The sequence below is a fragment of the Paenibacillus massiliensis subsp. panacisoli DSM 21345 genome, assembly GCF_000426545.1.
GTDB lineage: Bacteria > Bacillota > Bacilli > Paenibacillales > Paenibacillaceae > Paenibacillus > Paenibacillus panacisoli.
In genome coordinates this window covers 130918-145802 of record NZ_KE384536.1, presented here as the reverse complement: position 1 = coordinate 145802, position 14885 = coordinate 130918, and the positions used below count along the sequence as shown (strand labels likewise).

The following is a 14885-nucleotide window of genomic DNA, read 5'->3' as shown; positions in this document are numbered from 1 at the left end:
CGTGGAGCGAATTCGAATCATTATTGCAGATGATCAGCGGCTCCTCAGAGAAAGCCTGCATACCGTACTGGAGCTGGAGGAGGATCTGGAGGTGATCGGGTTGGCGGAGGATGGCCAGCAGGCTTATGACCTAAGCGTCAGACTGCAGCCTGAGCTGGTGTTGATGGATGTACAGATGCCGATTATGGACGGTATTCGTGCGACTCGCAAGATCAAGGCGCGCTGTCCTCACACCCAGATCTTGATCCTCACGACCTTTACGGACGACGAGTATATTATAGAAGGACTGGCTGCCGGGGCCATGGGCTACTTGCTGAAGGATATGGACAAGGCTACGCTCTTGAAGGCGATCCGTGATGCTGTAGAAGGGCGTCATCTACTGACACCTGAGATTGCAGCCAAGCTGGCGGCACGTCTGTCCTCCATGTCCAAGGTAGAGCCCGTTGCTCTGAACCAGGAGAAGCTTCACGGCATGAGCATTGAGTTCACCGAGCGTGAGAGACAGATTATTGCACTGATGGTGCATCCCATGACCAACACGGAGATTGCGGAGACGCTATACATTAGCGTGGGCACTGTGAAAAATTATATCAGTGTCATCTATAGCAAGCTCGGTACGAGCGACCGGATGCAGGCTGTTGCCTACCTGAATAAGCTCATGACCTCTGGCTAGCCAGCTGATGGTGAGGCTAGATTGCTCTTGGGAATAAGCGTCCCTACGTAAGCATCGAATAAGCATGGAGCTTACATTCCGCATAGACAAGCCTGGCCTGTAGGTCAGGCTAATTTTTTTGCAAATAAGATCAGTGAATAGTCGTTCATTATAGATTGAAACAGAAGCAGCTTGAGGAAGAAAATGATTTTTAGAAAAGGTGTTGACAACAATTACGAATTGTTATATCTTTAAATCAAGATAAATGAAATTGAGGTAAACGCAATTAAGGTAAATGCAATTGAACATACATGATGAGCAGTCTAATCGGCATTCTATAACCTATGGGAGGTTTTTCAAATGACAATTCAAACAACAGGTATTCATCACATCACTGCTTTTGCAGGCGATCCACAGCGTAATGTTGATTTCTACGCCGGTATTCTTGGCCTGAGATTGGTGAAGAGAACAGTGAACTTCGATGCCCCGGATATCTACCACCTGTATTTTGGTGACGAACACGGTAGCCCGGGTACAATCATTACATTCTTCCCGGCTGCAGATACACCGAAGGGGAGAGTCGGCGGTGGACAGGTGGGCGTTACATCGTATGTAGTGCCTACAGGGGCGTTGGAATTCTGGCGGAATCGTCTGGAGAGCTTCGGGATCGCAGTGACGACTGCTACTCGCTTCGGAGAGACTTATCTGCAATTCGAGGACAACGAAGGGCTGAAGCTGGAGCTTGTCGAGCGTGAGGGTGGCGCTAACGGCACCTGGACACATGACGGCATTACTTCGGATACAGCGATCAAGGGCTTCGGTGGTGCAATTCTCTATAGCACGAATCCTGTGCGCACCATGGATGAAATGGAGAACCTGCTCGGAATGACCAAAGTAGGGGAAGATGGCGAGTATGCACGTTATCGTGCAAGCGGGGACATCGGTAATATCGTTGATATCCCGCTGGCCAGAAAGGCTCCAGGGTATGGTGGTGCAGGTACGGTTCACCATATCGCTTGGCGGGCATCGGATTTCGATCAGCATGAGCAGTGGAGAGCGGCCGTTCAGGCTTATGGCTACCAGCCTACCAATGTAATTGATCGTCAGTATTTCAACGCGATCTACTTCCGGGAGCAGGGTGGAATTCTGTTCGAGATTGCTACAGATCCTCCAGGGTTCGCCAATGATGAGCCTAAGGAAAGCCTGGGCCAGAAGCTGATGCTGCCAGAGTGGTTCGAGCCGAAGCGTGAGCTGATCGAAGGCAACCTGCAACCTATTGAAGTGCGCATTCCACCACGGCAGGGTTAATGAAGAGGGATTGTAGCTTCTAAGCAGGCCAAGACCAATTCATCTTGTGTAAGACGTAAAAGAGCCTCCATTTCCACTATGTAAGTACAGTGGATGTGGAGGTTCTTTTTGAATCGAGCAGAAGTAGGAAGCGGGGTCAGGTCGTGACCATGTCTCCCCCGTTGATATGGACACATTCCCCGGTGACATAGGATGAATCCCGGGAGGCCAGATATACATAAGCCGCCGCCAGCTCATAGGGCTGTCCGGGTCGGCCCATAGGGGTCTCGGTCCCGAAGACCATGACATCCTCAGCGGAGAAGCTGGAAGGAATCAGTGGCGTCCAGATCGGGCCAGGCGCTACGGCATTCACCCGAATTCCCTGAGAAGCAAGTGATTTGGCCAGCACGCGGGTCAGGGACACGACCGCCCCTTTTGTAGAGGAGTAGTCGATCAGCTGCACATTTCCTTTGTATGCCGTTATGGAGGCTGTATTAATAATGGAGGCACCACGGCTCATGTGTGGCAGTGCCGCTTGTATCAGGAAGAAATAGGAGAAGACATTAGTCTGGAACGTCTGGTACAGCTGCTCCTCTGTGATATGTACAATGCTGGATTGGACATATTGCACCCCATGGTTGTTGACTAGTATATCAATCCTGCCGAAAGTATCTAACGCAGCACGAATGACAGCCTCGCAATTCTGCTTCAGCCTCAGATCGATCTCAAGCAACAGACAGCGCCCGCCGACCTCCTCAATCCGTTGCCGTGTTCGTTCTGCATCTGTCCGTTCATAGAGATAGGCAATGACGACATCGGCACCCTCCTTGGCAAAAGCGATTGCCGCTGCTCGCCCGATCCCGCTATCACCACCCGTAATAATAGCCACCTTGTCTTTAAGCTTGCAGCTACCGATATAGGCGGGATCTTCACTGATGGGCTGGGGTACCATAAGGGTCTCTAAGCCCGGCTGTCGATCCTGATGCTGTGGTGGGAAGGCAATGTTCTGTTCCTTACATACCGTTGTTTTACTGTAAAATGGGTATACCGGATTCATGCAGCAGTTCCTCCTTTATTGGACGTCCTCAGGTCATACGGTTAGCCTATGCATTCGCCCAGGAAATGGTGAGTGCGACAAGATATGAATCCTTTTAGGCCTAGTTCGAGTATTATATAGGTAGATACAACCTTTGGAGGAGGGATTACGATATGGGAATCCTATCGAGGTTCAGAGATGTAATGAAAAGTAATGTGTATGCTTTGTTGGAACGGACGGATGATCCAGAGAAGGCCATTGAACGTTACATGCGAAGTATGCAGCAGGATTTGGGCCAGGTCAAAGCAGAGTCCGCTTCGGTGCAAGCACAAGAACGCAGGACAAGGCGTGCCATGGAGGACTCCCAGGCCGAGATGGATAAGCTTCATAGGTATGCCGAACGTGCGGTTAGAGACGGAAATGAGCAGCAGGCTCGCACATTTCTGGAGCGCAAGAGTGATCAGGCCCGGAAGCATCAAGCGCTGAAGGCAGCTTATGATCAGGCAGCAGCAGCGGCAACAGGAATAGAGCGTATGCAGGATAAGCTTACCGATGACCTGTCGCGTCTGGAGGAGCGCCGGGCTCAGCTGAAGGACAAGATGGCCGAGACGAGACAACAGCAGCGGCTGAATGCCATGAATACCGGCGGTGAAGGAGCAGGGTCTGTATTCGGTGAGCTGGAGGAGAAGGTCAATCAGGCCTATGATGAGGCTATGGCACTGGCGGAGCTTCGGAGTGAGCCTAAGGATGATCTGGATGAGCTCATTGCCGAGCTGGAGCGGCAGGAGGCTGGCAAGAATGCGGAGCGCGATGGGAAGGATCACTTCACGCAGGCAACAGACGTCGTGCTGGACCCCGAGGCAGAGCTGGCTGCACTCAAGGCTAAGGTCGAGCGTGGAGAATAGCGGATTATCGCGTTGTTTGGAGGAAGGACCTTCCTTCAGGAAGGAAATTCACGTCTATGCAACGATTATATGGACCGTAATAGGCATGAACGGAGAATGTGAGGTGCATAATGCCGGTTATTGATTATAAATGCCCAAGCTGCGGGGGCAGCATGGCCTTTGACAGCAAGAAGGGCATGTTGGCTTGCAGTAGCTGTGGGAGAACCGAACGGATCGAGGACATTCCCGATCCCCTGAAGCAGTCTGTTTTTACAGATAATGAGGCCAGAGAGTATCACTGTAATAGCTGTGGTGCGGACTTGATGACCGATGCAGAGACGACAGCTACCTCTTGTAGCTTTTGCGGCTCGCCGGTCGTGCTTGCAGATCGTCTGACGGGGCGGAGAGCCCCAGTGAAGATCATTCCGTTCTCCATCAGCAAGGAGGAGGCGATTGCGGCCTTCAAGAAATGGTGCCGGAATGGTTTGCTTACGCCAAGAGGCTTCATGACAGCGGACCGAATTAAGGGAATTACCGGGATCTATGTGCCTTACTGGCTGTATGATCTGGATAATGATATTGAAGTACAGGCCCGAGGTACGAAGGTTCGCAGCTACACGAGTGGCGATTACCAATATACCGAGACAAGTCATTACGATATTTATCGCAAAATACGTCTTAACTACGTCGATGTGCCGATTGATGCCGCCGCCAAGATGGACGATCATATGATGGATAAGCTGGAGCCATTCCCTCTCAGGGAGCTTAAGAGCTTCAAATCACCTTATTTGGCTGGATTCATCGCGGAGAGCTACAGCTATGATGATGGAGAGCTGCTGCCGCGTGCCAAGAGCAAGATCAGCTCTTATATTGATTCCTATATTCGTAACTCCATGGGAGGCTATGCCACCGTGACGAATGTCGATAGACAGATCGATACGCAGCTGAAGAATGCTGACTATGTCCTGCTGCCCGTGTGGATGGTCGTCTATGATTACAATCGCATGGAGCATGCCTTTGCCATGAATGGTCAGACAGGCAAGGTGGTCGGCAAGCCGCCGCTCAGTAAAATGAAAATGGCTACATGGTTCGCCGGCATTGCCGGAGCAACACTGCTTACCTTGAAGATTGCATCCTTCATGATGGGAGGAGGCTTCTGGTGATAAGAAGATTCGGTTTATTGCTGACGGTACTGATCATATGGACAGTCGGAGCATTACATGGGCCTATAGCTTCTGCAACAGCTTCTACAGTTACTTCAACAGAGCACAAAACCTTGATCTATGACGAAGCGGGCTTGCTTAATCCGCAGGAAGTGGAACGACTGGGGATACTGGCTAACGAATACAGCGCGAATCGTGAGACGGATATGATTGTGTATACGACCAATAATCCTGAGAATACCGATGTAATTCTGCTGACGCAGAATTTCTATGATGAGCGGGCACCTGGATATGACCATGCGCATGGGAATGCAGTCATTCTGACGCTGGATATGTACAATCGTGATGTCTATCTGGCCGGCTTCTACAAGGCTGAAGAGTATCTCGATAATGGCCGACTGGATAAAATACGTGCACGCATCACACCGAGATTATCAAGCGGTGATTATGCTGAGGCGTTCCAGATCTATCTGCAGACAGCAGATCGCTATATGGGGTACCCACCGGGTATGAATCCGGACAATATTCTCTTCAATGGCTGGTTTCAGCTCATTGTATCCTTGGCAGTTGGAGGGGGAGCTGTAGCGATCATGGCCTATCGGTCTGGCGGGCGAATTACCGTGAATGGTAGCACCTATGAGGATAGTGGCACATCAGGCATACTGCAGCGCCGGGATCAATATCTGCACACGACGACGACAAAGACCCCAATACCGAAGAACAATTCTTCGGGTGGCGGTGGCGGTGGAACGACGGGCGGAGGTCATTCCCATAGTGGCAGCAGGGGTTCATTTTAAATGTAGGAACGAGTTCAGGATACATTCACAAGGTTGACGACGAAGGGATGGATAATTGTGGGATTTTTCAGAAATCAGTTTGCGAATGTAGTGGAATGGGAAGAATTCAGAGATGATATGATCTTCTGGAAGTGGAGCAATCGAGAGATCAAGAAAGGGAGCAAGCTGATCATCCGACCGGGGCAGGACGCTATCTTCATGAATAACGGCAGGATTGAGGGCGTATTTGAGGATGACGGGGAGTTCAATATCGAGTCGGAGATTATTCCTTTTCTGTCAACGCTCAAAGGCTTCAAATTTGGCTTTAACAGCGGGATGAGGGTTGAGGTGCTCTTCGTCAATACGAAGGAGTTCACCGTGAAATGGGGTACGCAGAATCCAGTGCTGATCCCAACTGCGCAGCTTCCTGGCGGAATGCCGATTCGGGCAAATGGAACCTTTAACTTCAAGGTAAGCGATTATGTCACGCTCATTGACAAGATTGCCGGTGTACGAAGCAGTTATCTGGTAGATGATGTGAAGCTGCGTATCACGTCGGTGTTAGACCAGCTGCTAATGAAGTGGATTAGCCGAGAAGGGAAGGATATGTTCAACCTGCAGGCTAACGCTTCGGATATTGCCCGGGGAATACGGGAAGACCTCGATATGGAGGTTATGGATAATGGCATAACCATTACAGGCTTTCATGTGATGAGCTTCAACTATCCGAAGGAAATACAGGATATGATTACGAAGACGGCCTCACACGAGATGGTGGGCAATGTGCAGAAATACCAGCAAATCTCTATGACGGATGGTATGGCCTCTGGGAAGATTCAAGGTGGGGGCGCCGCTGCGGATATGGCTGGAATGATGATGGGGATGAACATGGCTAGCGAAATGCTGAAGAATATGAATCAACAGGGCCAGCAGCAAGCTAACTCACAGCAAGCCAACCAACAGCAGGGTAATCACCAAGGTAGCTCACAATCGGGTCCACAGCAGCAAGGTGGACAGCAGTCCGGAGGTACTACGAGCGGTCAGACGTCAGGTTCTGCTTCAAGCGGAGAGGGTGTAAAACGACCGAACTTTTGCCCCAATTGTGGTACGAAAAACGAGGGAGCGAACTTTTGTCCTAATTGTGGACATAAATTAAGTTCGTAACTGTGAATTTTTTACTTGCTAATCCTGCAGACATAGACTATGATGTACATTATAAGTAAGCGTATACAGTTTGCGGGTTGTAACTGTTGAATCAGGCAAAACCGACTATCTTGGAAAAGGTAGGGTTCTGCCTTTTTCTATATACTGGAGCGATTTCTGTATATTGGAGTGGATAAGGTGAAGATCGAGAAAGTGCTTAACAATAATGCAATCGTGGCCCTCAAGGACAACCAGGAAATGATCGTGATTGGCCGCGGCATCGCCTTCCAGAAGCGCCCTGGTGATGTCGTCTCTGAAGAGCACATTGATAAGATATTTACTTTACAGAACGAAGATATACAGGAGCATTTCAAGACGCTAATCTCCAGTATACCGATTGAATACATGAAAGTGTCGGAAGATATCATCGCGTACGCCAAGCTTAAGCTAGGAAAGAAGCTGAATGACAGCATCTACCTGCACCTCACGGATCACATTTATTTCGCGATTGAGCGGTATAAGAATAACCTGCCGATTAAGAATGCCCTGATCTGGGAGACCAAGCAACTGTATAAGGAGGAGTACGAGATTGGGCTTGAGGCGCTGAACATGATATGTGACCGCTTTGGCGTTATTCTTCCAGAGGATGAGGCCGGATTCCTGGCACTTCACCTCGTCAATGCAGCCTTGAATGAGGAGATGCCCAATATTCGCAGCATGACACAGGTCATGCAGGAGATATTGACGATCATCAAATATCATTTCAAGACGGATTTGAATGAGAACTCGCTGAATTTTTACCGGTTCGTCACACATTTGAAGTTCTTTGCCCAGCGCTTGGTTAAAGGGAATCATTACAAGAGCAACAACGACGATGAATTATTCAAAATGATTCAGAAGAAATACCCCGAGGCCTATAAATGCACGCAGAAGATTAGAAAATTCATCGAGAACAACTACACGTATCAACTGACGGATGAAGAGATGATGTATCTGACCATCCATATCGAAAGAATGGCCTATAACACAGAAGAATAATGCTTGTAATTAGCGAACAGGGTTGTAACTTATGAAGGCAAAACCTGGGTTGCTGGTATGAAGACAGACTCGGATATTCCGGTTCTGTTGCTTCAGACCAGTGGCTCAGGTTTTTTTTGAAGCTCAAGGTAATACTACAAACAAAAAAAGAGGGAGACATTCCAATGAAATACGATCAATTGGCGAAAGATGTCCTGTCCCGAGTCGGGGGCAAGGAGAACGTAAACAGTGTATTCCACTGTGTAACACGGCTTCGTTTCAAGCTGAAGGATGAGAGCATTGCCAAGACAGAAGAGATCAAGGCGTTGCCAGGTGTCATTACGGTTATGCAAAGTGGTGGCCAATATCAAGTCGTTATTGGTAATGAGGTACCTGATGTGTACAATGCGCTGATTAAGGTAAGTGGACTTCGTGCTGAGGGTCAGGTAGAGGCAGAGAAGGAAGAAGGCCCTAAGGGCAGTCTGCTCAGCCGCTTTATTGATATTATCTCTGGCGTGTTCACGCCATTGCTAGGTCTACTGGCCGCAACAGGGATGATTAAGGGCTTCAATGCCATGTTCAGCTCCTTCGGCTGGATTGAACAGACCTCAGGGACGTATCAGCTGTTAAATGCAGCAGGGGATTGCTTGTTCTACTTCTTCCCAGTCTTCCTTGGTTACACCGCGATTAAGAAATTCGGCGGTAATCCATTCCTGGGTATGGCGATCGGGGCCTCCATGGTCTATCCGACACTGGCTGGACTAAGAGCTGGAGATCCGCTGTACACGCTGTTCCAGGGCACTATCATTGAATCACCGATTCATGTGACGTTCCTTGGCATTCCAGTCATTCTGATGGATTATTCATCGACGGTTGTACCGATTATCATTGCGACTTACTTCGCAACGAAGGTCGAAGGGCTGATGAGACGTATCATCCCGAATGTTGTAAAGACCTTCCTTGTTCCGTTCTTTAGCGTTCTGATTGTAGTTCCAATTACGTTCATCGTAATTGGACCAGTAGCGACTTGGCTCAGCCAACTGATTGGTGCTGGTGTCGTAGGCGTATACAACCTGAGTCCGACAATTACAGGTCTCTTGGTGGGTGGATTGTGGCAGGTTCTCGTTATTTTCGGTCTGCACTGGGGCCTTGTTCCAGTCATGCTGCTTAACCTGTCCCAAATTAAAGAAGATCCACTTCTTGCTATGATGTTCGCGGCTTCCTTTGCTCAAATTGGTGCTGTATTGGCCGTTATGATCAAGTCTAGAAATTCCAAGCTGAAGACGCTAAGTGTACCTGCATTTATTTCGGGACTATTCGGTGTGACGGAACCGGCCATCTACGGTCTGACTCTGCCGCTGAAGAAGCCGTTCATTATGAGCTGTATTGCAAGTGCTGTCGCCGGGGGCTTCATGGGTCTGATGGGAGTCAAGGCTTACATGCTCGGCGGACTTGGAATCTTTGCAGTGCCGGCATTCGTTAGTGAGACTATTGGGGTTACTTCTAATATGTACTATGCCATTATTGCCGCAGGCATTGCTTTTGTACTCGGTCTGGTACTGACTTATGTGGTGGGCTTCAAGGACCCGGCTGAGCCGACTTCGGCTCCTGTACAAGAGTCCAAAGAGCTGGAGCCTAATCCGAATGTCCGTCATGACATCTACAGCCCGATGGAAGGCGAAATCGTGGATCTGAAATCCATTGATGATATCACCTTTGCTGGTGAGCATATGGGTAAAGGGATTGCGATCCGTCCGACGAGCGGTAGAGTAGTATCCCCTGTGAACGGGGTTGTACAAACTGTATACCGTACCAAGCATGCGATTGGTCTGGTTAGTGATGATGGTGTGGAAATGCTGATCCATATTGGTCAGGATACGGTTCAACTGAAGGGTAAGCATTTCACAGCCCACGTAAAAGATGGCGATCGTGTTCAAGTGGGAGACCTTCTGGTGGAATTCGATCTGGAGGCGATCAAGCAAGAGGGCTATGAGACCGTAACACCGATTATTGTGGCAAATACCTCCAACTACCTCGATGTAGTAGGTGTTGAGGCGACTGCAGTAAAAGAAAAGGATAAGCTCCTTACGGTTATGGGATAATCCCGTAGGTTGAATAGAGGATGCCAGATAGATCGCATCAATCCAACAACATGATTAGTCAAAGGGCAGCCTCGGGAGGAGGTTGCTCTTTGGCTATAACGATACATAGCAAGATGAAGTGTCATGTGGCACCTATCTATACCATCTACAGTACCATCTGCACCTATTTTCACCCATCTACAGCCATCTCCACAGCATGAGGAACCGCTCTGCAAAAGCAAATAAAATCAGATTATTGAGCACGATAAAATTTTTTGCTATGTTTTCTGCAAAATCTGTAACTTTTTCTTCGACAATTACCGACAATATATCTTATACAATCTTTATGCAAAGATTATGAAATTACTCATTGAGAGGACAATAATTATTTAGGTAATAAGCGAAAGGTAGGTTATTCCCCGTGGAAATTGTTGAAGCTATACTGAAGTCTATTCCTTATTTTAAAACTATGATGCGTGAAGAAGTGACCATTACCGTTTTTGATCGGACTCATGTTTTAGGTTACTTTGAATCAGAGGGTATTCGACTGGGTTTCAATGTAGGCGATCCTATGGCTCCAGGCTTTGAGAACTTTGCGTCTCTCAAGAATGGACGAGAAGCTACATTGGTGCATCTTCCTGCGGATCTGTTCGGCGTACCACTCGATATGATCAATATCCCAATCTTTGACGATAATAATGAGGTTGTTGCTGCCTTCGCTGTCAGCTACAATGTCACTATGCAGAATGAGCTGGACAAGGTCATTACTAATAACCGTGAGAGCACAGAGAACCTGGTTGAGATGGTGCAGCAGGTAGCCGCACATTCCGAGGAGCTGCAGGCGACTAGCGAGCAGATTCTGCAGAATACCCAGCAGGCGGTGCAGAACTCCGCCAAAATTAACAAAGTAGCCGAGTTCATCAAGGAAATCTCTGAGCAGACGAACCTGCTTGGCTTGAATGCAGCAATTGAAGCGGCACGTGTAGGAGAAGCGGGTGCAGGCTTCGGCATCGTCGCCCAAGAGGTACGCAAGCTGTCTGTAGAGTCCAAGAAAGCGACTGTCGATATTGAGGGTGCGCTGCGCGATGTACAGGAGTCGATCCGTCAGATGGAGAAAGAGCTGGAACAGGTCGTAACCTCATCCCAAGAGCAAGCCAAGATGGTATCTTCCTTTATCGACATCACCGAACGGATGCACAAGAGCAGTGAAGCGTTGCAGCAGGTAGCCAATAATCTGACCTCCTATCAGGTGTAAGCTCTTTAGAAGCGTGCTTTAGAACTCAAAAGTGGGTTAATGAGCAAGTGGTTAATGGATCTGAGTCAGAAGAGGATAAGAAGGAAAAAGATAAGATAAGAGCCCCACATCCCCAGTACGTGAGCTATGAGCTACAGGGTGGATACTTTGAGACAAAGTAATCTGCCTGAGCCATATTTCTGTGATAGGGAGTGGGGCTCTATGTCTTGGAGCTGGAAAGTTTGCTCTGCCTATTCCAGATTGGCATGCATGCCATACATGCGTTGTCCAGTCTGATGGGTGAGCTCCATAATTCGAAGGATAAGTGCATCTCCGCATAGCAACAGGGATTGCTCGAAAAGTGAGCCCATAGGCTGGATGGTTACACGGCTACTGTCGTTATTATCCTTGGGTGCTCCTGGCAGCTGGATGGATATATCTGCCATCTCTCCAATTCGTGAATTGGGAGCGGTCGTCAGGAGCGCAACGGAGGCACCGAGTGCCTTGGCCTTGTTCGCCATAGCAGCCAGACCTGCCGTCTCGCCTGACCCGGAGCCAATCAGGAGGAGATCACCCGCTCCGATTCCTGGTGTCGTTGTCTCCCCGACGACATAGGCCTGCTGACCAGCATGCATGAGTCGCATGGCCAGTGAGCGCATCATGAAGCCGGAGCGACCTGCCCCGGCACAGAAGATTCGCTTGGCACCCAGCAAGGCCTCTACCAATGGCTCGGCTGCTCCATCCTTCAGGAGCCCGGGAGCGGTCTCCAGTTCGGAGATAATATGTGCCAAATACTCATGTGTCTGCATACTCTTATGCCTCTTGGCGGACCAGCTGCTGCATGCGGCTTGCTACCGCTGCTTTGTCCTCTACACCTGTAATGCCACCGCCAACAATGACGAGGTCTGGCTTGGCTGCAATGACCTCTTGCAGGGTGTGCTCTTTAATGCCGCCAGCTACAGCAGTTTTGGCTTGGCTAACAGCCTTTTTCACCGTCTTCAGGCCTTCAAATGGGCTCTCACCCTCAGCCTGCAAATCATAGCCGGTATGAACACAAATATAATCGACGCCGAGTGCGTCCACTTCGCGTGCACGTTGCTCCAGGTTTTTAATACCGATCATGTCTACCAGAATTTCTACGCCACGCTTACGCGCTTCCTCGACCGCACCCTTAATCGTCGCATCCTCAGCTGCAGCAAGAATGGTAACAATGCCAGCACCTGCCTCAGAAGCCTTCATTACCTCATAGCCACCTGCGTCCATGACCTTCAGATCAGCGAGAACAGTCAGTTCAGGAAATGCTTCCTTCACAGCCTTCACCGCGTGCAGGCCTTCATTAATAATAACTGGCGTACCAATCTCAACGACGTCAATATAGGATTCAACCTCACGAATCAAAGCAATGCCTTGTGGGATATCTACCAGATCCAGAGCCAATTGCAATTTCATATTTGTCCACTCCTTCATTATTTGTACTTTAGGTTTACCGTTCTGCCAGCGACCAATGCAGTCCTGACCGGCTTGGACATTATTTTAAGTTCATAGCCGTGATAAAGAAAGTACGCACTATTTTGTAACGTAGTCACCAAAAAGAAACTATAGAGGACTGAAATATCTCGTGAAGCCGTATGTTTGTGCTCCTTCAGAGGCTGCCGGCCTCATATTACAATGCTGTGAACGCAAAAAAGCAGGCCACCCATTCAGGGGGACTGCTGTGCTGACTTGCCTCAAAACGTGTAAACCTCAAGGCTGTACGTACTTCAGGGCGGTGCGTGCTTTCAGAGCTGTCAGTGATTCATGACTGTACGTACCGTGGAACTATACATGCTGTAGAACTATACACGCTGTAGAGCTATACATATTTTAGAGCTGTACATGCTTCAGAACGGTATACGCTTCAGGGCTGAGCATGCTCCAGATGCTGCTGATGACGACTTCCCCACACGGCCATGACATCCAGCAGATCGCGTACACTTGAGCCATATTCGGTTAAAGAATATTCTACTTTGGGCGGGACCTGAGAGTATACCTTACGATGGATAATCCCGTCATCCTCCAGCTCCCTTAGCTGCTGGGTCAGCATTTTCTGGGTTATTCCCGGCATATCACGGCGCAACTCGCCAAAGCGCTTGGTGCCATCTGTCAGATGGCACAAAATAACTGGCTTCCATTTTCCGCCGATGACCTTTAGCGTTAGTTCAACCGCACTTTTGAATTGTTGATCTCCCATCCTCATTACTCCTTCGTCCTGTCTTATTGCATTCATTGTATCGGACTGTACGAGGTTCTGCAAAACAAGTCATGAGCCCACGCATTTCTCTGGCTAGACCAATATGCTGTGTTGAGCATTTTGCCTGAATAGGAATCTGAGTCAGCCGCAATCAAATAACTACCACAAATCTAAGCAGTCAAATGCTGAGTCCAAATATAAGAATGGGTGAGCTGATTGGCGACATTTGCAGAGGCACTCGCGTCGAAGACAAGATTAGCCCCGAAATTATTGAAGAACGTCCTGGTGCAGGCCGTGGGGGTCGGATATGCAGATCCCACACGGCCAAGCAAGGGAGCGGCTGTCATTATTTATACACATAAAGGAGTATCTTACTCTTCATTAGGGATGAGCCTCGGGCCGACGGTATTGAAGCAGGAGAAGTCAGGTCATGCTGTGCGGGTGGTTCAGGCCGCGAGACTGAATGCGCATGCCTGCTATCGCAGCCGAATACGTCCAGTTCCAGCAGGCTATAGCGTGGGGACGGTTGATGGCTCCGGGACCGCAGGACTGATCGTTGTCCCTGTAGCGGACAAGGAGCATCGGTATTTACTCAGCAATAATCATGTACTAACCGATCCTGTGAATTCACGTCGCTGCGTGGCAACAATCCAGCCTGGTGGCGCAGATGGTGGGCGGAGCAGAAGAGACCAGATTGGAAGACTGTACCGCATCATAAGATTGAAGCGTCGCGGTAAGAACTATATGGATGCCGCGTTGTCGAAGCCCTTTTGCAGCAAGCTTCTGAACCCGAGTTATGCGACGGTAGGTACCTTGCCGGGCTATGTAACATCTTACCGAGTCGGAGATCGCCTTGTGAAGGTAGGGCGCACTACGGGAAGGGTGTCTGGAAGGGTCGACTCTGTCCATACCGATGTACAGGTCAGCTATGGAGAGGGACTCGGCATCATTACCTTCCGGGATCAGACCATTATCGCGGGTAAGTGTGCTGTCTCTCTGTCGGGAGACTCGGGTTCAGTCTGGCTGACCTGCCGAGATCACTATGCGGCAGCTGTGAATTATGCGGGCACAGACGATGGCAAGCTGTCCATTGCCTATCCGGTGAGTTGGTTCATGCGAGCCTTTCTAATGCAGGTGGCGAGACCACCAGGGAAGGGAGTAGCGAAGGTCAAGTGCATTCATACAAAGGGAAATCCCGCCTATGCCCGGCAGCTGAGCAAGAAGGAAATGCAGAGCTTGTGCATGACCCGACCTTCCAAGCTCCGATGTGTGGAGCAATCCTGAAGTAGAAGGGCGGAGGGATCATGGAATAATAGCTTAATGCGGGAATGAATAGCATAATGAGATAAATGAAGTGATGGGATATGAGGTCATGCGATTAT

14 protein-coding genes are annotated in these 14885 nt (G+C 49.3%); 10 read left to right on the top strand and 4 right to left on the bottom strand.

All coding sequences use genetic code 11. The features are described 5' to 3' along the window. The first annotated feature begins 1 nt into the window (after window position 1). Together K331_RS0127720 and K331_RS0127715 are read left to right on the top strand one after the other, a co-directional pair. On the top strand, window positions 2-673 hold the full coding sequence (locus K331_RS0127720; RefSeq protein WP_018887024.1) for a response regulator transcription factor: 672 nt from the start codon (window positions 2-4) through the stop codon (window positions 671-673). Window positions 674-1012: 339 nt separating this feature from the next. Next, window positions 1013-1960: a ring-cleaving dioxygenase gene (locus K331_RS0127715; RefSeq protein WP_018887023.1), complete on the top strand. Its 948-nt coding sequence runs from the start codon at window positions 1013-1015 to the stop codon at window positions 1958-1960. A 136-nt stretch (window positions 1961-2096) separates the two neighbouring features. On the opposite strand, the gene K331_RS0127710 is transcribed toward K331_RS0127715, so the two are convergent. Then, a complete protein-coding gene (locus K331_RS0127710; protein WP_028592847.1) occupies window positions 2097-2996 on the bottom strand; it encodes a glucose 1-dehydrogenase in 900 nt (299 codons plus the stop codon). A 152-nt stretch (window positions 2997-3148) separates the two neighbouring features. On the opposite strand from K331_RS0127710, the gene K331_RS0127705 reads away from it, so the two are divergent. From K331_RS0127705 to K331_RS0127675, 7 genes are all read left to right on the top strand, one after another. Continuing rightward, window positions 3149-3880, top strand: a complete 732-nt coding sequence (locus K331_RS0127705; protein ID WP_028592846.1) for a PspA/IM30 family protein — start codon at window positions 3149-3151, stop codon at window positions 3878-3880. 110 nt (window positions 3881-3990) lie between these two features. Next, the gene (locus K331_RS0127700; protein ID WP_028592845.1) at window positions 3991-5022 is read left to right on the top strand and encodes a hypothetical protein; all 1032 of its coding nucleotides are present in this window, start codon (window positions 3991-3993) and stop codon (window positions 5020-5022) included. Next, a complete protein-coding gene (locus K331_RS0127695) occupies window positions 5022-5819 on the top strand; it encodes a TPM domain-containing protein (protein WP_028592844.1) in 798 nt (265 codons plus the stop codon). Before K331_RS0127700 ends, K331_RS0127695 begins: the two co-directional genes overlap by 1 nt. A gap of 57 nt (window positions 5820-5876) precedes the next feature. Next, window positions 5877-6962: an SPFH domain-containing protein gene (locus tag K331_RS0127690; protein WP_028592843.1), complete on the top strand. Its 1086-nt coding sequence runs from the start codon at window positions 5877-5879 to the stop codon at window positions 6960-6962. Between the two features lie 177 nt (window positions 6963-7139). Beyond that, on the top strand, window positions 7140-7979 hold the full coding sequence (gene licT, locus K331_RS0127685; protein ID WP_028592842.1) for a BglG family transcription antiterminator LicT: 840 nt from the start codon (window positions 7140-7142) through the stop codon (window positions 7977-7979). Between the two features lie 164 nt (window positions 7980-8143). After that, window positions 8144-10060 carry a beta-glucoside-specific PTS transporter subunit IIABC gene (locus K331_RS0127680; RefSeq protein ID WP_028592841.1) on the top strand — a complete coding sequence of 639 codons (1917 nt, stop codon included), beginning with the start codon at window positions 8144-8146 and terminating at the stop codon, window positions 10058-10060. A 448-nt stretch (window positions 10061-10508) separates the two neighbouring features. Continuing rightward, complete coding sequence (locus K331_RS0127675) at window positions 10509-11294, top strand: methyl-accepting chemotaxis protein (RefSeq protein WP_051290090.1); 786 nt, start codon at window positions 10509-10511, stop codon at window positions 11292-11294. 230 nt (window positions 11295-11524) lie between these two features. Here the strand turns inward: K331_RS0127675 and hxlB are convergent, their stop codons facing one another. From hxlB to K331_RS0127660, 3 genes are all read right to left on the bottom strand, one after another. Then, the gene (gene hxlB / locus K331_RS0127670; protein ID WP_028592839.1) at window positions 11525-12082 is read right to left on the bottom strand and encodes a 6-phospho-3-hexuloisomerase; all 558 of its coding nucleotides are present in this window, start codon (window positions 12080-12082) and stop codon (window positions 11525-11527) included. A 4-nt stretch (window positions 12083-12086) separates the two neighbouring features. Beyond that, the gene (gene hxlA / locus K331_RS0127665) at window positions 12087-12722 is read right to left on the bottom strand and encodes a 3-hexulose-6-phosphate synthase (protein WP_028592838.1); all 636 of its coding nucleotides are present in this window, start codon (window positions 12720-12722) and stop codon (window positions 12087-12089) included. Window positions 12723-13170: 448 nt separating this feature from the next. Continuing rightward, complete coding sequence (locus K331_RS0127660) at window positions 13171-13503, bottom strand: winged helix-turn-helix transcriptional regulator (RefSeq protein WP_018887012.1); 333 nt, start codon at window positions 13501-13503, stop codon at window positions 13171-13173. A 216-nt stretch (window positions 13504-13719) separates the two neighbouring features. On the opposite strand from K331_RS0127660, the gene K331_RS0127655 reads away from it, so the two are divergent. Then, window positions 13720-14787: a chymotrypsin family serine protease gene (locus K331_RS0127655; protein ID WP_028592837.1), complete on the top strand. Its 1068-nt coding sequence runs from the start codon at window positions 13720-13722 to the stop codon at window positions 14785-14787. Window positions 14788-14885: the final 98 nt, after the last annotated feature.